The sequence below is a fragment of the Stenotrophomonas sp. AS012628 genome, assembly GCF_010608305.1.
GTDB lineage: Bacteria > Pseudomonadota > Gammaproteobacteria > Xanthomonadales > Xanthomonadaceae > Stenotrophomonas > Stenotrophomonas geniculata.
The window spans coordinates 1-18,178 of sequence record NZ_VMBJ01000009.1; the positions used below are offsets into that span (position 1 = coordinate 1).

23 protein-coding genes are annotated in these 18,178 nt (G+C 67.2%); 7 read left to right on the plus strand and 16 right to left on the minus strand.

The window, feature by feature from the left end:
* Nucleotides 1-36: 36 nt before the first annotated feature.
* The 5 genes from G5A07_RS06230 to G5A07_RS06250 are packed head-to-tail and all read right to left on the minus strand — an operon-like array spanning nt 37 to nt 3,063.
* Nucleotides 37-519, minus strand: coding sequence for a hypothetical protein (locus G5A07_RS06230; RefSeq protein WP_057502711.1), 483 nt, complete (start codon nt 517-519; stop codon nt 37-39).
* A gap of 46 nt (nt 520-565) precedes the next feature.
* Nucleotides 566-826, minus strand: a complete 261-nt coding sequence (minE, locus tag G5A07_RS06235; RefSeq protein ID WP_004148073.1) for a cell division topological specificity factor MinE — start codon at nt 824-826, stop codon at nt 566-568.
* Between the two features lie 2 nt (nt 827-828).
* A complete protein-coding gene (gene minD, locus G5A07_RS06240) occupies nt 829-1,638 on the minus strand; it encodes a septum site-determining protein MinD (RefSeq protein WP_010483375.1) in 810 nt (269 codons plus the stop codon).
* Between the two features lie 37 nt (nt 1,639-1,675).
* Nucleotides 1,676-2,521 carry a septum site-determining protein MinC gene (gene minC / locus G5A07_RS06245; RefSeq protein ID WP_049455603.1) on the minus strand — a complete coding sequence of 282 codons (846 nt, stop codon included), beginning with the start codon at nt 2,519-2,521 and terminating at the stop codon, nt 1,676-1,678.
* Entirely contained in the window at nt 2,467-3,063 is a 597-nt protein-coding gene (locus G5A07_RS06250) for a GNAT family N-acetyltransferase (RefSeq protein WP_010483371.1), read from the minus strand. Before G5A07_RS06250 ends, minC begins: the two co-directional genes overlap by 55 nt.
* Before the next feature lie 153 nt (nt 3,064-3,216).
* On the opposite strand from G5A07_RS06250, the gene G5A07_RS06255 reads away from it, so the two are divergent.
* From G5A07_RS06255 to G5A07_RS06270, 4 genes are all read left to right on the plus strand, one after another.
* Nucleotides 3,217-4,419: a sensor histidine kinase gene (locus G5A07_RS06255; RefSeq protein WP_010483369.1), complete on the plus strand. Its 1,203-nt coding sequence runs from the start codon at nt 3,217-3,219 to the stop codon at nt 4,417-4,419.
* The gene (locus G5A07_RS06260; protein ID WP_005408537.1) at nt 4,419-5,060 is read left to right on the plus strand and encodes a response regulator transcription factor; all 642 of its coding nucleotides are present in this window, start codon (nt 4,419-4,421) and stop codon (nt 5,058-5,060) included. The genes G5A07_RS06255 and G5A07_RS06260 overlap by 1 nt, the downstream gene beginning before the upstream one ends.
* Nucleotides 5,061-5,294: 234 nt before the next feature.
* Nucleotides 5,295-6,368, plus strand: a complete 1,074-nt coding sequence (locus G5A07_RS06265; RefSeq protein ID WP_021203110.1) for an SRPBCC family protein — start codon at nt 5,295-5,297, stop codon at nt 6,366-6,368.
* A 103-nt stretch (nt 6,369-6,471) separates the two neighbouring features.
* Nucleotides 6,472-6,843 carry a DUF423 domain-containing protein gene (locus G5A07_RS06270; RefSeq protein ID WP_191863034.1) on the plus strand — a complete coding sequence of 124 codons (372 nt, stop codon included), beginning with the start codon at nt 6,472-6,474 and terminating at the stop codon, nt 6,841-6,843.
* A gap of 159 nt (nt 6,844-7,002) precedes the next feature.
* On the opposite strand, the gene G5A07_RS06275 is transcribed toward G5A07_RS06270, so the two are convergent.
* The 5 genes from G5A07_RS06275 to G5A07_RS06295 are packed head-to-tail and all read right to left on the minus strand — an operon-like array spanning nt 7,003 to nt 9,701.
* Nucleotides 7,003-7,812 carry a M15 family metallopeptidase gene (locus G5A07_RS06275; protein ID WP_010483364.1) on the minus strand — a complete coding sequence of 270 codons (810 nt, stop codon included), beginning with the start codon at nt 7,810-7,812 and terminating at the stop codon, nt 7,003-7,005.
* 9 nt (nt 7,813-7,821) lie between these two features.
* Nucleotides 7,822-8,415: a PH domain-containing protein gene (locus G5A07_RS06280; RefSeq protein ID WP_191863035.1), complete on the minus strand. Its 594-nt coding sequence runs from the start codon at nt 8,413-8,415 to the stop codon at nt 7,822-7,824.
* A 3-nt stretch (nt 8,416-8,418) separates the two neighbouring features.
* A complete protein-coding gene (locus tag G5A07_RS06285) occupies nt 8,419-8,598 on the minus strand; it encodes a DUF4177 domain-containing protein (protein WP_010483360.1) in 180 nt (59 codons plus the stop codon).
* Nucleotides 8,595-8,774 carry a hypothetical protein gene (locus G5A07_RS06290; RefSeq protein WP_010483358.1) on the minus strand — a complete coding sequence of 60 codons (180 nt, stop codon included), beginning with the start codon at nt 8,772-8,774 and terminating at the stop codon, nt 8,595-8,597. The genes G5A07_RS06285 and G5A07_RS06290 overlap by 4 nt, the downstream gene beginning before the upstream one ends.
* Nucleotides 8,775-8,819: 45 nt before the next feature.
* Nucleotides 8,820-9,701, minus strand: coding sequence for an SPFH domain-containing protein (locus G5A07_RS06295; protein WP_019659308.1), 882 nt, complete (start codon nt 9,699-9,701; stop codon nt 8,820-8,822).
* A 137-nt stretch (nt 9,702-9,838) separates the two neighbouring features.
* Between G5A07_RS06295 and purT the strand changes: the two genes are divergently transcribed.
* The gene (gene purT / locus G5A07_RS06300; RefSeq protein ID WP_049404703.1) at nt 9,839-11,026 is read left to right on the plus strand and encodes a formate-dependent phosphoribosylglycinamide formyltransferase; all 1,188 of its coding nucleotides are present in this window, start codon (nt 9,839-9,841) and stop codon (nt 11,024-11,026) included.
* Nucleotides 11,027-11,172: 146 nt separating this feature from the next.
* Here purT and G5A07_RS06305 read toward each other — a convergent pair whose 3' ends face one another.
* Nucleotides 11,173-12,390: an endonuclease/exonuclease/phosphatase family protein gene (locus G5A07_RS06305; protein WP_053442671.1), complete on the minus strand. Its 1,218-nt coding sequence runs from the start codon at nt 12,388-12,390 to the stop codon at nt 11,173-11,175.
* Nucleotides 12,391-12,428: 38 nt separating this feature from the next.
* Nucleotides 12,429-13,184 carry an arginyltransferase gene (locus G5A07_RS06310; RefSeq protein WP_010483343.1) on the minus strand — a complete coding sequence of 252 codons (756 nt, stop codon included), beginning with the start codon at nt 13,182-13,184 and terminating at the stop codon, nt 12,429-12,431.
* Between the two features lie 155 nt (nt 13,185-13,339).
* Here G5A07_RS06310 and G5A07_RS06315 point away from each other — a divergent pair, with 155 nt between their 5' ends.
* Nucleotides 13,340-13,900 (plus strand): EF-hand domain-containing protein, encoded by a 561-nt coding sequence (locus G5A07_RS06315; protein ID WP_191863036.1) that lies wholly within the window; start codon nt 13,340-13,342, stop codon nt 13,898-13,900.
* A 51-nt stretch (nt 13,901-13,951) separates the two neighbouring features.
* On the opposite strand, the gene G5A07_RS06320 is transcribed toward G5A07_RS06315, so the two are convergent.
* The 4 genes from G5A07_RS06320 to G5A07_RS06335 form a co-directional block, all read right to left on the minus strand.
* Nucleotides 13,952-15,169, minus strand: a complete 1,218-nt coding sequence (locus tag G5A07_RS06320) for a sigma-70 family RNA polymerase sigma factor (RefSeq protein WP_043396739.1) — start codon at nt 15,167-15,169, stop codon at nt 13,952-13,954.
* Nucleotides 15,170-15,393: 224 nt separating this feature from the next.
* Nucleotides 15,394-15,903, minus strand: a complete 510-nt coding sequence (locus tag G5A07_RS06325) for a pathogenicity-like protein (protein ID WP_043396735.1) — start codon at nt 15,901-15,903, stop codon at nt 15,394-15,396.
* Nucleotides 15,904-15,907: 4 nt separating this feature from the next.
* A complete protein-coding gene (gene tesB / locus G5A07_RS06330) occupies nt 15,908-16,816 on the minus strand; it encodes an acyl-CoA thioesterase II (protein ID WP_005412623.1) in 909 nt (302 codons plus the stop codon).
* A 99-nt stretch (nt 16,817-16,915) separates the two neighbouring features.
* Complete coding sequence (locus G5A07_RS06335) at nt 16,916-17,692, minus strand: enoyl-CoA hydratase/isomerase family protein (protein ID WP_010483336.1); 777 nt, start codon at nt 17,690-17,692, stop codon at nt 16,916-16,918.
* Between the two features lie 34 nt (nt 17,693-17,726).
* Here G5A07_RS06335 and G5A07_RS06340 point away from each other — a divergent pair, with 34 nt between their 5' ends.
* Nucleotides 17,727-18,173 (plus strand): copper chaperone PCu(A)C, encoded by a 447-nt coding sequence (locus G5A07_RS06340; RefSeq protein ID WP_191863037.1) that lies wholly within the window; start codon nt 17,727-17,729, stop codon nt 18,171-18,173.
* Nucleotides 18,174-18,178: the final 5 nt, after the last annotated feature.

An 18,178-nucleotide genomic window follows, 5' to 3' on the forward strand; every position in this document is an offset into this window, starting at 1 on the left:
GCTCTACAGTAGATCCACGCCATGCGTGGATGGCGGTTACGCCGCCTGCAGCAACCCGCGTTCGATCAACCACGCCCGCGCATCCTCGGCGTCCTGTTCAAACCACGCCTTGGTGGATCCCAGCCGATACGTATACCCCCAGGCATCCATGTCGGCCATCAGCCGCGCAGTGCCAACACCCGGCAGCTGCCCGGCCAGCACGATCTGCAGGTAGCAGGTGGCATCTTCCTCGGCCACCGAGTCGGTGGCGTCGGTATGCACCCGCGCACGCCGCTCCGGCGGCAGCACGATCAGGTGGCAGGCTTCGTGCAGCATCGAATGCACGGGAGTGTCGTCGCGCACGTATACGTTGCTGGCGATGATGCCGGCCTCGGGCTCGCCCCAGTAGCTGCCGGGAATCGCTTCACCGGCCGCGACGTGGTGCAGCCGCAGGCCATGCGCGGCGAGCAGGCGCTGCGCATCGGCGAAGGCGATGTCGCCCACGCAGGTGATGTCCACGGCGGTTGTCGTATCGGTCATGCGGTTCGGGCAGCCCCGCCCATGCAGGCACGGGCGGGGCAGGAGATCAGGGTTTGTCCGGGCCTTCAGGCAGCGCCACGGAGATGTCCAGCACGTCGTGCTGGCCATCCTTCACCAGGTCGACCTTCACCGCATCGACGTCGATGTTCACGTACTTCTTGATCACTTCCAGCAGCTCACGCTGCAGCAGCGGCAGGTAATCGGGGCCGCCACGGTTGCTGCGTTCCTGCGCGATGATGATCTGCAGGCGGTTCTTGGCGGTTTCGGCGGTGGTCTTCTTCGCTTTGAGGAAATCAAACAGGCCCATGCTTACCCTCCGAACAGCTTGCTGAAGAAGCCCTTCTTCTCGACGTTGGTGAAGCGCATCGGGCGTTCTTCGCCGAGGATGCGCGCGACGGCGTCGTCGTAGGCCTGGCCGGCAGCGGACTCGACATCCAGGATGACCGGCTCGCCCTTGTTGGAGGCGTTGAGCACGTCACCCGACTCGGGGATCACGCCAATCGCCTTCAGGCCGAGCACTTCCTCGACGTCGGCGATGCTGAGCATCTCGCCACTTTCCACGCGCAGCGGGGTGTAGCGGGTCAGCAGCAGGAAGGCCGGCACGTCCTGGCCGGACTCGGCCTTGTGGGTCTTCGAATCGAGCAGGCCGATGATGCGGTCCGAGTCGCGCACCGACGACACTTCCGGGTTTACCACCACCACGGCGCGGTCGGCGAAGTACATCGCCAGGAAGGCGCCCTTCTCGATGCCGGCCGGGGAATCGCAGATGATGTAATCGAAACCGTCGGCGGCCAGGTCCTTCAGGACCTTGCCCACGCCTTCCTGGGTCAGTGCGTCTTTGTCGCGGGTCTGCGAGGCGGCCAGCACGTACAGGTTCTCGAAGCGCTTGTCCTTGATCAGGGCCTGCTTGAGGGTCGCTTCGCCGTGCACGACGTTGACGAAGTCGTACACCACGCGGCGTTCGCAGCCCATGATCAGGTCGAGGTTGCGCAGGCCGACGTCGAAGTCGATCACCGCCACCTTCTTGCCGCGCCGTGCCAGGCCGCAGGCCAGGCTCGCGCTGGAAGTGGTCTTGCCGACGCCGCCCTTGCCGGAGGTGACTACGATGATTTCAGCCAAAGGACTTCTCCTGGTTCTGCATGAGTTTGGAGCTGCGTCAGTCCAGCGCAGCGATCTTGATCTGGTCCTGTTCCAGCCACACCTGCACGGCTTTGCCGCGCAGGTTGTCCGGGACATCGTCCAGTACCTTATAGTGGCCTGCAATGGCCACCAGTTCCGCATGGAAATCACGGCAGAAAATGCGTGCCGCGGTGTTGCCCTGGGCCCCTGCCAGCGCGCGGCCGCGCAGGGTGCCGTAGATATGGATGCTGCCGTCGGCGATGACTTCGGCGCCGGCACCGACGGTGGCCATCACGGTCAGGTCGCAGTTCTCAGCGTACAGCTGCTGGCCCGAACGCACGTTGCCCAGCTGCATGCGGCCGGGTTGCGGTGCGGCGGCGTCGGCGACCTTGGCCACCGGCGTGGCCGGCGCCGGCTTCGGTTCGGCACGGGCCGCGCGACGCGGTTCAGGCGCGGACGGCGGCGGAGCCGGCTCGGCCTCGGCACGCTCGTACTGGGCGCGGAATTTGGCCAGCAGGGGCAGCCCGAGCTGCTGCGAGAGCAGGTCGACCGCGCTGGTGCCATAGGCCAACGCCACCGGCAGCACGCCGGCACTGCGCAGGCCATCGACCAGCGCCTGCGCGGTAGCCACGTCCGGCACCTGGCTCAGGCCGCCGAAGTCGAGGATCACCGCCGCGCGGCCGAACAGTTTCGGCGCACGGGTGACGCGTTCACGCATTTCCTGCACAAGGCGCTCGACATCAAGGGTGCGGATGCGCAGGTTGGCGACGCCCACCTGGCCGATCTTCAGTTCACCGGCCTGTTCGTAATCGAAATTCACCGCCACGCTCAGGTCCCCGTCGGCCGCTGTGCCTGTGCCGGCAGCTGCCGGGCACGTGTCCATGCCACATCCGGCAGCTTGCCGCCGTAGGTCTCCTGGACCCACGGGTAGCTGCACAGTTCCTTGGCCAGCATGCTGGCGCGCACATCGACCTGCGGCATGGTGTTCTGGCCCAGCTCGCGGAAGCCGAAGCTGCCGTGGAAGAGCAGGGCGGCATCGGCGCCATGGTCGAGGAAGACTTCGCAGGTCATCTGCGGGTAGCGCAGCTCGGCGAAGCTCTGCGCGTCGGCATAGAACGCACGGCCGACGCCACCGCCACGACGGCGGCTGGCGACCACGATGCGGTCGATATAGAAGAACGGGGTGTCCAGCTGTTGCTTGAACCAGGCGAAGTTGCTGCTGTCGTGCTGGCTGTCGCTGCCGAAGCCGATCAGGAAACCGGCCAGGTTGCCGTCGCGCTCGGCGACGCGGAAATACTCAGCGGTTTCGTAGAACAGGCGCAGGCGGGCCGCATCCAGGGGAAGGATGGCCAGGCCAGCGTTGTTGTTCAAAGCCAGGACGGAATCGAGCTCGTGCTCGCGCACGTCGCGGATGACAATCGACATTGTGACTCCGTGGGGTAACGCGGTTGGTCCGTCAAATTGGACCCTGCGCACGATTATTGCATGCCCGGGGTGGGCTGCGGCATGAACAGGGGGCCGCAGATGCATGACTTCCGTGGGAGTGCGCGACGCAGGCCGGGCCCGTAGAGTGCTGGCATGTTGGGAGTCCTCAGCCATACCCGCGTCCTCCGTCTGGCCGGCCTGTTTACCTGGGTCATGGTCGGCCTGCCACTGGCGTACTCGCAGTTCGAGAACCTGCACAGCCGCAGCGATATGGGCAGCTGGGCGATCCTGCTGTTCGTCGCCTACCTGTCCTTCGGCGCCGCGTACTACTGGCTGACCCGCCTCCTGCGCAGCGACAGCGACAGTCACACCACCTGGCTGGACCGCGGCCTGCTGCTGCTGCTGACGGTTTCGGCGCTGGGCGTCAGCTACCTCAGTGGTTCCGGCCTTGGCAGCATCCTGATGATGGTGGCTGCCGGCGTCATTCCGTGGATGCTGTCGGCGCGCCTGTGCGTGCTGTGGCTGCTGGTCAGCCAGCTGGCGGTGGCCCCGGTCTATTACATGCTGCTGCACTTCCCGCTGTTCGAAGCCGTGATGCAATCGCTGCTGTATGGCGGCTTTTCCATGTTCATCTTCGTGACCAGCCTTGTCGCGCGACAGCAGACCCAGGCCCGCGACGAGCAGCGAAGGCTCAATTCGGAGCTGCGCGCCACCCGCGCCCTGCTGGCCGAAAGCGCCCGGGTCAATGAGCGAACCCGCATTTCGCGTGAGCTGCACGATCTTCTGGGGCATCAGCTGACTGCGCTGACCCTGAACCTGGAAGTGGCCGGCCACCTGGCCGAGGGCCAGGCGCTGGACCATGTGAAGCGCTCGCACGCCCTGGCCAAGCTGTTGCTGGGCAACGTGCGCGAGGTGGTCAGCCAGCTGCGTGAGACCGGCGCCATCGATCTGGCCGCGGCACTGCGCCCGCTGACCGAGAATGTGCCTTCGCTGGACATCCAGCTGGACATCGAGGATCCGCTGAACGTGGAGGACCCGCAGAGGGCCCACGTGCTGCTGCGCTGCACCCAGGAGATCATCACCAACGCGGTGCGCCACGCCGGCGCCCGCCACCTGTGGATCAAGGTGTACCGTGAAGCCCCCGACCGGGTGGTGGTGGAGGCCCGCGACGACGGTGTCGGCGCGGATATGGTCAATGTGGGCAATGGCTTGCGCGGCATGCGCGAGCGCCTGCAACAATGTGGTGGCCAGCTGCAGGTCGAAACCCGCCCCGGTGAAGGCTTCCGGTTGCGGGCGACGGTGCCGGCAACGGTGCTGGTGGCCACCCTTACCAAGGTTCCTGAAGGAGTGCGTTGATGATTCGCGTCTGCCTGGTCGACGACCAAACCCTGGTGCGGCAGGGAATCCGCTCCCTGCTGGCGCTCGACGACGGTATCGAGGTGGTGGCCGAGGCCGGCGATGGCCGGCAGGCGGTCGAGCTGATACCGCAGGTGCGTCCCGACGTGGTGCTGATGGACATGCGCATGCCGGTGATGTCCGGGCTGGAGGCGCTGCAGGTGCTGTCGCGCCAGGAGCAGCTGCCGCCGACCATCATCCTCACCACCTTCGACGACGACCAGCTGGTGCTGGCCGGGCTCAAGGCCGGTGCCAAGGGCTACCTGCTCAAGGACGTGACCCTGGCGCAGCTGGTCGGTGCCATCCGCACCGTGGCCGAAGGCGGTTCGCTGGTGCAGCCGGCCGTGACCCAGCGCCTGCTGTCCGGCCTGGAGCATATGCGCAACGAGTTCGTCAGCCTGGACCGGCCGGACCCGTTGACCGACCGCGAGACCGAGATCCTGCGCCTGATGGCCAGTGGCTTCTCCAACAAGGAGATCGCCAATTCGCTGGGTGTGGCCGAAGGCACCATCAAGAACCACGTGTCCAACATCCTGTCCAAGCTGGGCGTGCGCGACCGTACGCGTGCCGTACTGAAGGCGTTCGAGCTTCAGCTGGTCTGAGGAAAACCTTTTCAGGACAATGACTTGAGGCCCAGGCATGGCCCTCGGGTGGGGTTGCCCCCTACTTCACGGGTATCGGTATGCGGTACCCTTCGAATTCTTTGTCCATACAAATACGCAGCCGGCAGGGAAACCGGTGCGCCAATCCCGATAAACAATGCCCGCGAAGCCTGCTAGGATTGGCGCTTCGCTTCAATCAACCCGGCCGTGGGATCGGCCCCGGAGACTCTCTGAATGACCCGTATTATCGAGTTCCTGATCGCCTTGGGGATCGTGGCTGGCCTGTTCGTCATCATTGGCGTATGTCTGCCGGGCGAGCGTCACATCACCGAAAGCATCGAGACCAACCGCAAGATGACGATCGTGTACGACACGGTCAGCAGCCTGCGCCGCTTCAAGGACTGGAACCCGCTGGTACTGCGCGATCCCGCCGTTGAACTGAAGCTGTCCGGCCCGGCCTCCGGCGTCGGTGCCACTCTCGACTTCACCTCCAAGGACCTGGGCACCGGTTCCTGGAAGATTACCGAAGCCGAAGAGAACAAGCGCGTTGCGATCGCCATCGATGACGCCACCAAGGGTCACGACAAGATCACCACCTTCACGCTGGAGCCGACCGGCAAGGGTGGCCGCAACGTCAAGATCACCCAGGACTATTCGGTGAAGTACGGCTTTGACCTGTTCGGCCGTTATGCAGGCCTGTATGTCAGCCGCCAGATCGGCGACGACATCAAGATGGGTCTGTCGCGCATGGCCAACATGCTGGCCACCGTCCCGAACGTGGACTACCGCACCCCGGAAGCCCCGCTGACCGATCTGGGCATCGTCGATGTGCCGGCTGAAGACCTGCTGGTCGTCAACGCCGGTAACGTGGACCGTGGTCAGGACACGATCACCAAGTCCATCAAGGACAACCAGGAGTGGATCAAGCGCGTGATGGAGGCCAATGGCCTTGAAGCCGCCGGTCCGTTCCGCATCATCACCACCGACTTCGGTCAGGAAAAGTACGCCTTCGACATCGCCCAGCCGGTGAAGAAGAAGGGTGCTGAAGGTGCCACCGCTGAAGAGCTGACCGTCAAGATCGACGGTGGCGCTCCGGTCAAGTACGTGCATGTGGCTCCGCACCGTTCGGCGCATGCCGCCTACACCGGCCACATGGCGGGTCTGGACGTGGCCCGCAACGGTCTGCGTGCCTGGGCCGTGACTTCCGGCAACGAAGTGATCGACCGTCCGTACGAAACCTGGAAGGACGGCATCGACAAGTCGTTCACCCCGGAAGGTACCTACGACATCTACTGGGCCGTCAAGTAAGCTTCGGCTGACCCATGTAGTGTTGGACACGAAAACGCGCCGCTCATTGCGGCGCGTTTTTTTTCATCTGGCGCCCGGCAAGGGCGCTGCGCAAGGAGCCCACATGTTCAATCTCGAACGTCGCGCACGTAAGCCTTCGCTGCTGGCCTGCCTGGGTGCGCTGCTGGCCGCCGCCTCGATCAGCCTGTCGGCCTACGCCTCGCACGGTGTGGCCGACCCGCTGGCGCAGCAGCATCTGAACATGGCGGCGCTGTATGCGTTCGCGCATGGTGCGGTACTGGTGGCGCTCGGACCGCGCGCGCAGGGAGCGATCGCGCACCTGGCGCTGTACGTGCTGCTGCTGGGAGTGCTGCTGTTTTCCGGCAGCCTGGTGGGCGGCGCGTTGTGGCAGTGGCCGACGCGGATGGCACCGATTGGCGGCACCAGCATGATGGCCGGATGGGTGTTGCTGGGGATCAATGCGTTGAGGCGGTGACGGCAGCGGAGATCGGCCAAGCACGACACCGCTGCGCCGTCAGCTTCTGTAGAGCCGAGCCATGCTCGGCTTCGAGCGAAGCGACCCGCTTTTGTCTTTGCTCTCTTGTTCCATCCTGCGGCCATGCACTGATTGCCCCAGGCTTTCGCCACGAGGGGCTCAGCCGTTGGCCGGCTTCCAGCACCAGTGCCACGGTTCGTAGACGATTCCGTGCGGGTTGTCGCGGGGGTAGCTCAGATGGAAGCCGTGCTCACCGGCATGGGCCTGCAGCCACGCGAACGCGTCGGTGGCTTCGAACGATTCTTCGGCCGGCGCGTCGCCCGGCGTGCCGATGTCCAGCGCGTGGCCGCTGTGGTGTTCGCTGAACCCCGGTGCGGCATTCACCTTCAGGATCTCTGCCACGCTCAAGCCGCGCGCCAGCTTCCGTTCGAAGATGCCCAGCTGGTAGGCATGGCTGCGGAAGCCGGAGATCGCGTCCAGCGCAATTCCGTCCTGTGCCGCGTGCAGTTGCATCCGCCGCCAGCCCTGCGCGGCGCCACGGCGCAGCCACAATGGGCGGGCGAAGCGGTCGCGACCGGCGAAGTGCAGCAGGCACGGTTCGGATTCCAGCGGCAAGCCGCTGCCGTCTGCGTAGCGCTGTGCATCCAGGCCAAGCTGCTGCAGGCGCTGCTGCAACCCGGCCAGCGGCAGCCATTGTTCTTCCAGCCCGGCGGCGAAGGGCCGCGCTGCCGCGGCATCCAGCAGCGCCAGTGCTTCCTCGACCCCGGGCTCGCGTGGCAGGCGCGGCACCATGGCGTGCACACCCTGCGCCAGTACCGCCGCCAGGTAGCGGCCATCGCGCTTGCGCCGCAGCACCCAGTGCGCCTGCGACAGCAGGCGTGCATCCAGGTTGCTGCGTGCACGCAGCAGGTGGGCGGGCCACAGCTCGATGGCCTCGGTATTGATCAGCAGGGGGGCGCGTCGTTGCATCGCCGCAGCTTACTGCCGTGGCGCCGACGCGGCCACCTTGCGCAGTGCATCGAGTAGGGCCTGCGGCCGGTCCACGCTGAGCAGCAGCGTGCTGCCATCACTGACCGGCAGGGCGAGGACGCGCGCACGGTCGGTGACCAGGGCGAAGCCCTTGCCGCCGCCCTGCAGGCGGAAGTGGCCCGAGTAGAAGCCCGGCATTGAATAGCCATTGGTTTTGACACGGATGCCGTAGCGGCGGTCACGCTGCAGGTCGACCACCTCGGCCTGGTCCAGCCGCAGCTGCGCCACCGGCACGCGCCGCCGATACATCGTCGAGCGCACGTCCAGCAGGTTGCCGGCCAGCGCCACGCGGCGGCGGAAGAATGCGGCTCCCAGCCCGACAGCGAGTACAGCGATGACGATCAGGCTCCATGCCGCACTGCCGCCCATCCGGAACCAGGGCGGCGACAGCGTCACTTCGATCCAGGGGGCGCCTGCCGGTGCCTTGTACAGCTGTGCGTACAGGCAGACCACGAAGGCAGCCAGCAGCGGCAACACGATCCAGAGCACGCGCAGCGGCGAGCTCTCGGCCACGTCAAAGGGTTTGGGGTCGCTGCCGCCCATGGTTCAGGCCTCCTTCTTGAACACCAGCATCGCCGGGCGCATCGGGGCCGGGATGATGACGTTGACCAGTTCCCAGCCAAGCTGGCCCTGGCGGGTCAGTTCACTCTGGATGTCCTCGGCCTTCAGGGTGCCCATCATCGTGGTCTTCACTTCGATGGTCTGGTAACTCCAGCGCGTGCTCATTCCTTGTCCTCCGGCGATGGCGTGGGTTTCGGCAGGCGTCCTGCCCTGCGCAGGGCGTCGCGCAGCACGTATTCGATCTGCGCGTTGAGGCTGCGCAGCTCGTCGTCGGCCCAGCGCTGCGCCGCGGCCAGGACCTCGGCGTTGATGCGCAGCGGATAGGCTTTCTTCTCACTCATGGGGGCTCCTGGCGGGGCGGTGGGGCGCCCCGTTGCGAGTGTGGCTCAATACAGCGAGCCGGCATTGACGATCGGCTGGGTGCCGCGGTCCGAGCACAGCACGGTCAGCAGGTTGCTGACCATGTGCGCCTTGCGCTCCTCGTCCAGTTCAACCACGCCGTTCTTCTGCAGTTCGGCCAGGGCCATCTCGACCATGCCCACTGCACCGGCCACGATGCGCGTGCGTGCGGCGATCACGGCGTTGGCCTGCTGGCGCTGCAGCATGGCCTGGGCAATTTCAGCGGCGTAGGCCAGGTGGCTGATGCGCGCGTCGATCACCTGCACACCCGCATCGGCCAGGCGCTCGGCCAGCTCGTTCTTCAGGTGCTGGGAGATCTCGCTGGCGTGGCTTCGCAGGGCCAGCTGGCCGTCCTCGTGCTGGTCGTAGGGATAGCTGGTGGCCATCGCACGCAGCGCGGATTCGGACTGGATGTGCACGAAGCTCTCGTAGTCGTCCACGTTGTAGACCGCTTCGGAGGCGTCGACCACCTGCCAGACGATCACTGCGGCGATCTCGATCGGGCTGCCGTCCAGCTCGTTGACCTTCAGCTTGCCGCTCTCGAAGTTGCGCACGCGCTGGCTGACCCGGCGCTTGGCGTAGAAGGGGTTGTTCCAGCGCAGGCCGTTGTCCTTGACGGTGCCGACGTACTTGCCGAACAGGCTCAGCACGGCCGCCTGGTTGGGCTGGATGGTGTACAGGCCGGCCAGGATGAAGACCGCGGCAGCGACCACCAGCACGCCGGCCAGCATCAGCAGCAGGTTGGGCGAGCCGGTGCTGGCCTTGGCCGCCACCCCCAGCACGAACAGCGCGCCGCCGGCCAGCGCAGCCAGCAGGGATCCGGCCAGGGTGCCGAGGCCGTTGAGGGAGGCAAGCGACTTCTCTTTCATGGCGGTACGTCCTTGAGGGTTCGAAGTGAAGATATCAAAGTGATATCACTTGTCGACTACCGTTCGTCGGATGCCATGGCCCGGGTGCCCGGCCAGCTAGAATGCCCACCCGCCTTCACATCGCTGCTGGAACTGCCATGGCCAAGCTTGGAACTCCGTTGTCCCCCTCCGCCACCCGCGTGCTGCTGCTGGGCTCGGGCGAACTCGGCAAGGAGGTGGCCATCGAGCTGCAGCGGCTGGGTGTGGAGGTGATCGCCGCCGACCGTTACGCCGACGCGCCGGCGATGCAGGTCGCACACCGCTCGCACGTGATCGACATGCTGGACGCGATGGCCCTGCGCGCGCTGATCGCCCAGGAGCAGCCGCACCTGGTAGTGCCGGAGATCGAGGCCATCCACACCGAGACCCTGGTCCAGCTGGAACAGGAGCAGGGCCTGCGGGTGATCCCGACCGCGCGTGCTGCACGCCTGACCATGGACCGCGAAGGCATCCGCCGCCTGGCCGCCGAAACCCTGGGCCTGCCGACCTCGCCGTACCGCTTCGTCGATACCGAGGCCGAGTACCGTGCTGCCGTGGCCGCCATCGGCCTGCCGTGCGTGGTCAAGCCGGTGATGTCGTCCTCGGGCAAGGGCCAGAGCACCCTGCGCAGCGAGGCGGACATCGCCCCGGCCTGGGAGTACGCGCAGACCGGTGGCCGTGCCGGTGCTGGCCGCTGCATCGTCGAAGGTTTCATCGATTTTGATTATGAGATCACCCTGCTGACCGTGCGCCACGCCGGCGGCACCTCGTTCTGCGCACCGATCGGCCACCTGCAGAAGGACGGCGACTATCGCGAAAGCTGGCAGCCGCAGCCGATGTCGAGCGCGGCACTGGCGCGCGCGGAAGAGATCTCGCGCGCGATCACCGACGACCTCGGTGGCTGGGGCCTGTTCGGTGTCGAGCTGTTCGTGAAGGGTGATGAGGTGTGGTTCAGCGAAGTGTCGCCGCGCCCGCACGACACCGGCCTGGTGACGCTGGTATCGCAGGAGCTGAGCGAGTTCGCGCTGCACGCGCGCGCCATCCTCGGCCTGCCGATTCCGGTGATCCGCCAGAGCGGCCCGTCGGCCTCGTGCGCGCTGCTGGCGCACGGCGAGGGCGTGCCGTACTTCAACAACGTCGCCGCCGCCCTGCAGGTGCCGGACACCGCCGTGCGCCTGTTCGGCAAGCCGAGCGTGCACGGCCATCGCCGCGTGGGCGTGACCCTGGCGCGCGCTGAAACGATCGACGAAGCACGCGCCATCGCGCGTGATGCCGCCGACGCCATCGGCGTCGAACTGCGCCCGTAAAGCGGTAGCGCCGGGCCATGCCCGGCGGCTTTCCCTGCGCTGCGTAAGTTTCCTGTAGAGCCGGGCCCACGCTACGCTCGGCTGCTTTTCAATCCGTGCCGCGCGCGAGAGCCGAGCGTGGGCTCGGCTCTACAGCGCAATCTGCCTTACGGCTTCACATCCACCCACACCAGGTGGTGGTCGCTGCCGTCGGCGATCTTCGCCTCCGGGCTTTCATTGGCCGGCCAGAAGATGCCGCTGCCGATGTACTCGAAACCGGTCGAGGGCAGTACGTAGTCCAGGCGCATGGTGCCGGACTTCGGGCCGAAGTCGCCGGTGGCGTGGAACGGTGCGCCCTTGCGCTCGATGCCCTTGGCCGCATAGGCCAGGCTGGTCTGCTCACCGCCGACGCTGCGCGGGGTGGGGTAGCGCAGCACGCGGGCGTTCTCGATCAGCTCGACGATCGCCTCATGGCGGCCATCGCCGTCGACCGGGTCGTTGTTGAGGTCGCCCAGGATCACGAAGCGTGCGTCCTGCGCCAGGCCACCGCACTGGCCCTTGTCGTCACACAGCCACGGCTTGTCACCCTTGGAAAGGTACTCCTGCCACAGGCGCAGCTCGTCGTGGTTGCGCGCCGCGTTGCGCTTCTCCGGACCGTCGAACACCGGCGGGGTCGGGTGCGAGACCAGCGCATGCACCACGCCGGCCGGGGTCTTCACCGGCACGTCCCAATGCGACTTCGACGACAGGCGCAGCTGCGACCACACCTGGTCGTTGTAGAAGCTCTGGCCGGTACGCGGATCGACCGGGCGGATGGCACCCGGCATCGCACTCCATTTCAGCAGCTGGAAGCTGCGTACCTTGGCTTCATCGATCGGGTAACGCGACAGCACCAGCATGCCGTACTGGCCCGGGTGCAGGCCGTAGCCCCACGCATCGTTGCCGCGGCTGCGGCCTTCGCCGCCGACCACGCCGTTGTTGTCCAGGTCCAGGCCACTGGGCACGCCGGTATTGACCGGGGCCAGATAGCGGTAGGCGAAGTGCAGCGGCTTGCCGCCGCCGGGCTGGGCGACTTCCAGGTAGCGCTTCTGGAACAGGTCGGCGGCGCGATGGGCGTCGTCGAAATCGAATTCGTTCAGCAGCACCAGATCCGGGCGCACCTGCTGCAGTACCGCGGCGATCTTGCGTGCGTGCTCGCTGTCGCCTTCCAGTTCCTTGATCAGGCCACCGGCGTCGTCGGAGTACAGCGAGGTGTTGTAGGTAGCCAGGCGCAGCGCAGTGGACGGCTTTTCGGTCATCGCGGGGGACGTGGCGAAGGCAGGGGCGGTGGCGCCGCAGAGCAGGGCCAGGGCGAGGATCAGGGGATGGCGGCGGGTCATGTTCATGGGCCGTATTGTGCACCTGGCCTGGTGTCAGCGGTTTGTCAGCGCCCGTCCAGTTCGTTGTCGAAATCGTGCCAGCGGCGGCCGTCGTACGCCTCCAGCGGATGGAAGCGGCGCTTGTAGTCCATCTTCTGGTGGCCGCGGATCCAGTAGCCCAGGTACACGTGTGGCAGGCCCTCGCGGCGCGCCCATTCAATCTGCTGCAGGATCGCGAAGGTGCCCAGCCCGCGCGCGGCGTGGTCCGGGTCGAAGAACGTGTAGACCGCCGACAGGCCGTGCTCGGTGACGTCGGTCACTGCCACCCCCAGCAGTTGGCTGGGCTGGCCGTCGTGGCCGGGCAGGCGCATTTCCATGAAACGGGTGTGCGACCAGCTGCCGATCAGGAACTGCTCGAATTCGTGCGGGCCGTGGTCGTCCATGCCGCCATTGGCGTGGCGGTGGGTGAGGTAGCGGTGATACAGCGCGAACAGGTCGTCGCGGGCGGTGGCGGCGGTGATCCGTACCTCCAGGTCGGCATTGCGGGCGGCGCAGCGGCGCTGGCTGCGGTCCGGAGCGAAGCGCGCCACCGGGATCCGCACCGCCACGCAGGCCTGGCAGTGCGCGCAATGGGGCCGGTAGACCAGATCGCCGCTGCGGCGGAAGCCCCAGCTCAGTGCCAGCGGATAGAGCGCACCGAGGCGGCGGTCGTTCGGGTCCAGCACCAGGTCGCGTGCCACCCGGTCCGACCAGTACCCGCAGGGGTGCTCGCCGGTCTGGAAAAGTCGCAGTTCGTCGTCTCTGTCGCCATGCATCGCCATGGGCACAGCATAGCCCCAGGTTGTCGCAGTGGCGGCGACTGTCCGCCGGATGAATGGCACCGGCAGCGGCGTCAACCGATGTCGCGCCCGGGCGTTGTTGTCCCCGAGGGTGAAGTGATCACCCCGACGCTGTTCCCATCCCCAGGAGTGACCTCATGATCCGTACCCCCCTGCTGCTGGCCCTGCTGCTCGGCACCTCCGCTTCCGGTATCGCGCTCGCTGCCGACACCCCGGCTACGCCCGCGCAGCGTCCGGCCAAACTGGACACCAACGGCGACGGCGTCATCGACCGCGGCGAAGCCGCTGCCAACCCGCGCCTGGCCGCGAAGTTCGACGAGCTGGACAAGAACAAGGACGGCAAGCTCTCGCGCGATGAGCTGCCGCGCTGGAAGCATGGTCGCCGTGGCCACGGCGGTGAGCGCTGGGCCAAGCTGGACGTCAACAAGGACGGCCGCATCAGCCGCGAGGAAGCCAAGGCCGATCCGCGCCTGGCCGCGCGCTTCGACCAGCTTGATCTGAACAAGGACGGCTATCTGGACAAGACCGACCGCGAGCTGCGCATGAAGCAGCATCGTGATGCCTGGTTCGCTGCCGCCGACACCAACAAGGACGGCCAGCTGAGCAAGGCCGAGTTCGACGCCGCCAAGGGCCCGATGCACGGTGGCCCGCGCCATGGCGGTCCGCGCGACGGTGGCGCACCGGCGCCGCAGCGCTGAGGGTCGACGCAGTGAATGACGACAACGCCGGCAGACTGCCGGCGTTGTCCGTTATACGTTTCCGCTGCGCATCAATGCATACACCACCAGGGCGATCACGAAGACGTTCGCGCCGATGATGCCGGTGCGCCCGTAGACGGATTCGTATTGCCAGTTGGTTCCGCTGCGGCCGCGCCGCGCCGAATCACGCGCGATCATGGGGGCCATCACGCGCTGCAGCGGCACCAGACACTGGTAGTTCACCGTACCCAGGCCGATGACGAGAATGGCAAGTTGCAGCCACAGCGGCACCTGCAGCATCAGCGAAACCAACAGGCTGGTGCAGACGACCATCGCAGTGAACGTATTGAGGTGCACGAACCGTCGCACGGCCGCCCGTTCCTGCGGGGTGTCTGCGAAGCGCAGCAGGAAGCGGCCCCCCAGATAGCTGCCGATGATGCCACCGACGACGCCCCCGGCAACGGCGGCCCAGTTGCTGGCGGGTATCAGGTGCAGCTGGCTGGCGGCGGCCGTCAGTGAACCCATGGCTGCGCCGCCTGCGGCACTGACGCCGCCCAGGCCCAGCTTGCTGCCGCCCACGCCGACGCCGGTGCTGAGCAGGATCGCGGCACTGGCGGTGCCGGGTGCGGCCACCAGGACCATCGACACCACGGCGGTGGCGAATGCAGCGCTCGGCGCGCTGCTGCGTGCGAACTCACCGAAGCGCTGCAGCAGGCCGTCGCGCACCAGGGTGCGGGCGCGCGACAGGCGCTTGCGCACCGCCGCGTCGCTGAGACCGAGCAGGTCGGCCACTTGCTGCGAGCGCTGGCCTTCGCGGTAGTACAGCAACAGCACTTCGCGGCTGTCGGCGGGTAGGGTGGAGATGATGTCCTCGGCGGCGATTTCTTCCTCCACCCGCTGCAGGCGATCGGCGGCGCCCGGCGACGGATCTGCGGCCATCCCCATCGCCACCTCGGCCGCCTCGCCGGTCAGTGGACGGCCACGCTGGGCGCGCAGCCAGTCGCGGGCCAGGTTGCGGGTGATCTGCCGCAGCCACGGCAGGAAGCTGGTCGCGCTGCGCAGCTGGTGCAGCTGCTGCCAGCCCTTCACAAAGGCTTCCTGGGCAATGTCCTCGCTGGCCTGGCGGTCGCGGGTGATGGCCAGCGCGATGGCGGTGACCGTGTTCTGGCAGGCCAGCACGATGCGGCCGTAGGCGTGCTGGCAACCGCTGGCGGCAGCGGGCAGTTCGCGTTCCAGGGTCTGGTCGATCGATGCGGCGAACGTCGTCATGGCGGCGGCTCTCCTGCTGGGATTGTGTCCCATGACGGAGCTGCGCGCCCAATGTGACCGCAGATGCTGATGCATCTGCGGTCCGCGCATTCCACCTCATCCCCGCGCCGTTGGCGCACCCCCTTGAACAACAAGGGGGCTCCAATCCTGACGGGTTACGGTGAAGTCGCGACCCTGCTGCCAGGCCGCTGTGCTCGCCGGGCATGGCCCGGCGCTACCGCCTCTTACTTGGAGGGCTGGATACGGACCCGGATTTCTTCCTCTTCCGGCGCGGCCTGAGGGGCCGGTTGCGCCTGCTGCGGCTGGGCCTGCGCGGCAGGAGCCGGTGCGGCAGGTGCCGGGGCGCCGCGATGGCGCAGGCCGATCACCAGCGCCACGCCGGCGATCACCACCAGCAGGGCGATGCGGATGCGCCAGGCCCAGCCGCGGCCGCTGCCGCTCGTTTCGGCGGTGTCGCGGAAGGCGAACTCGGCGGTTGGGTGGTCGCGGCGGGTGGTGTCGAGCAGGCGGGCCTCGCGCAGGATTTCGCGTGCGCGCGGCTGATCGTCGGCGCGCACGATCCAGACTGCCGGGTAGGCGTTGGCGTTGCCCAGGTCGGTATAGCTGAACTGACCGCGGCGGCGGGTCTTGTACGAGCGCCCGTTGGTCACCTTGACGTCGATGCCGTGCTCGCGCAGCAGGTCGGCTACGCCTTCGACGGTTTCCACGCGCTGGCTGCTGAAGATCTGGCGCATCGGTTTACTCCTTGGCCGGCACGGCGGCGGCCGCGGCCTGGTCGGGAACCACGCGGATCAGGCCCTCCTGCGCGGTACTGGCCACCAGCACGCCGTTGCGGGTGAAGAACTGGCCGCGGGCCAGGCCGCGCGAATCCTGCGCGCTGGGGCTGTCCAGCGAGTACAACAGCCAGTCGTCGGCACGGAACGGGCGGTGGAACCAGATTGCATGGTCGAGCGAGGCCATCTGCACGTGCGGGTGGTAGTAGCTGATCCCATGGGGGAACGTCGCCGTGCCCAGCAGATGGAAGTCGGAGGCGTAGGCCAGCAGCGCCTGGTGCAGCTCCGGGGCATCGCCTACCGGCTCGCTCAGGCGCAGCCACACCTGGTGGTAGGGCGGGCGCTTGGGCGGGTTCAGTTCGTCACGCGGGTAGACGTGGCGGAACTCGAACGGGCCGCCGCGCGACAGCCAGCGCTGCACCTTAATCGGCAGCCGCTCCAGCACTTCGGCCGGCAGCGGACGGTTCGGCTCGATGTCTTCCGGCTGCGGCACTTCGGGCATCTTGTGCTGGTGCTCGGCGCCGGTCTCGGCCTGCTGGAACGAGGCCGCACAGAAGAAGATCACCTTGCCGTGCTGGATCGCAGTCACCCGGCGTACCGAGAAGCTGCCGCCGTCGCGGGTGCGGTCCACGTCGTAGACGATCGGGTGGTCGATGTTGCCGGCGCGCAGGAAGTAGGCGTGCAGCGAGTGCACGTGGCGGCCGTTGTCGACCGTGGCCTGGGCCGCGGCCAGCGCCTGGCCCAGCACCTGCCCGCCGAACACGTACTTGGTGCCGATGTCGCGGCTCTGCCCGCGGAACAGGTTGTCCTCCAGCCGCTCCAGGGTGAGCAGGTCGATCAGCTCGGAGACGACGGGTTCGGGCGTGTCGTTCAAGGGGGCGGCCACGGCAGTGAAAGAGGGCCTGATTATACCGGTCAGGGGTCAGTTCCCTTTCGCCCGGCGAAAGGGATCTGACCCCGGGCGAGGCAACCGCTATTTGCCGAGGCGGGCCACGAGCGCCTGCAGGGCGTTCTGTGCGTCCGGCGCAAACCAGGCCTCGACGAAGCGGTCGAGCTGGATCAGGTCCGGTTGCAGCGCCACGTGCAGGTCCGCGCGGGCGATGGCGCGGGTCAGCAGCATCGGCTGGCGCGGCTGCTTGAGCAGGTTCTGCAGCCAGGCCACGGCACGCGCGACCACCAGGTCACCTTCGGCCAGTTCGTCGACCAGGCCGATCTGCAGCGCCTGTTCGGCCGGCACCAGCGAACCGGTGGTCAGCAGGACACCGGCGCGGTGCACGCCCACCGCACGGCGCAGCAGGCGCTGGATGCCCTCCGGTGCGATCAGGCCGACCTGCACTTCGTTCAGGCCGATGGCATACGGTCGCGACGGATCGGCGCTGCGCGCCATGACGCGGTAGTCGCAGCACAGGGCCAGCACGCAGCCACCCGCCGGGGCGTGGCCGGTGATCGCCGCGACCACCGGAATGCGGCTCTCGGCCAGCGTGCGCACGGCGCCAAAGAAGGCGTTCCAGGTGTCCAGCAACTTGTGCTTGTCATCGCCGTGCGAGAGCAGGTGCGGCACGTCCATGCCGCCGGTGAAGATGCGCTCGCTGCCCGACAGCACGATGCCGTGCGCGTCTTCGGCCATGGCCAGCTCGATGGCATGGATCAACTGCCGGCACAGTTCGGTGTCCAGTGCGTTGACCGGCGGCCGCGCCAGGCGCAGTTCGCGAATGGGGCCATGGTTGATCACCTCGATGAGCGTCGTCATGCTGCGGTCTCGTTGCGAAGAAGGAACCTGGACGATGATAACCAAACCATTCGTTGGCGTACTGTTGGTTCTGTGTGCGGCCGCAGCATCGGTTTCGGCGGCGGAACCGGCCTGCGTCACGGTGGAGCAGGGCTGGGCGCGGTTGCCACCGAATCCGGCGATGCCGATGACCGCCGGCTACGGCGTGATCCACAACGGCTGCAGCAAGGCGGTGGTGATCACCGGCGCAGCCAGCAGCAGCTTCGATGATGTGTCGCTGCACGAGACCACGATCGTTGATGGCGTCAGCCGCATGCGCGCGATCGAGCGCATGCCATTGGCACCGGGCGCGCGTGCCGAGCTCAAGCCCGGTGGCCTGCACCTGATGCTGATGCAGGGCAAGGGCGCGCTGAAGGAGGGGCAGGCAGTGCCGCTGCGGCTTCAGCTGGAGGGCGGTGGCGAGGCCAGCGCGACACTGACCGTGCGCAAGGTCGCGCCGTAACGCGT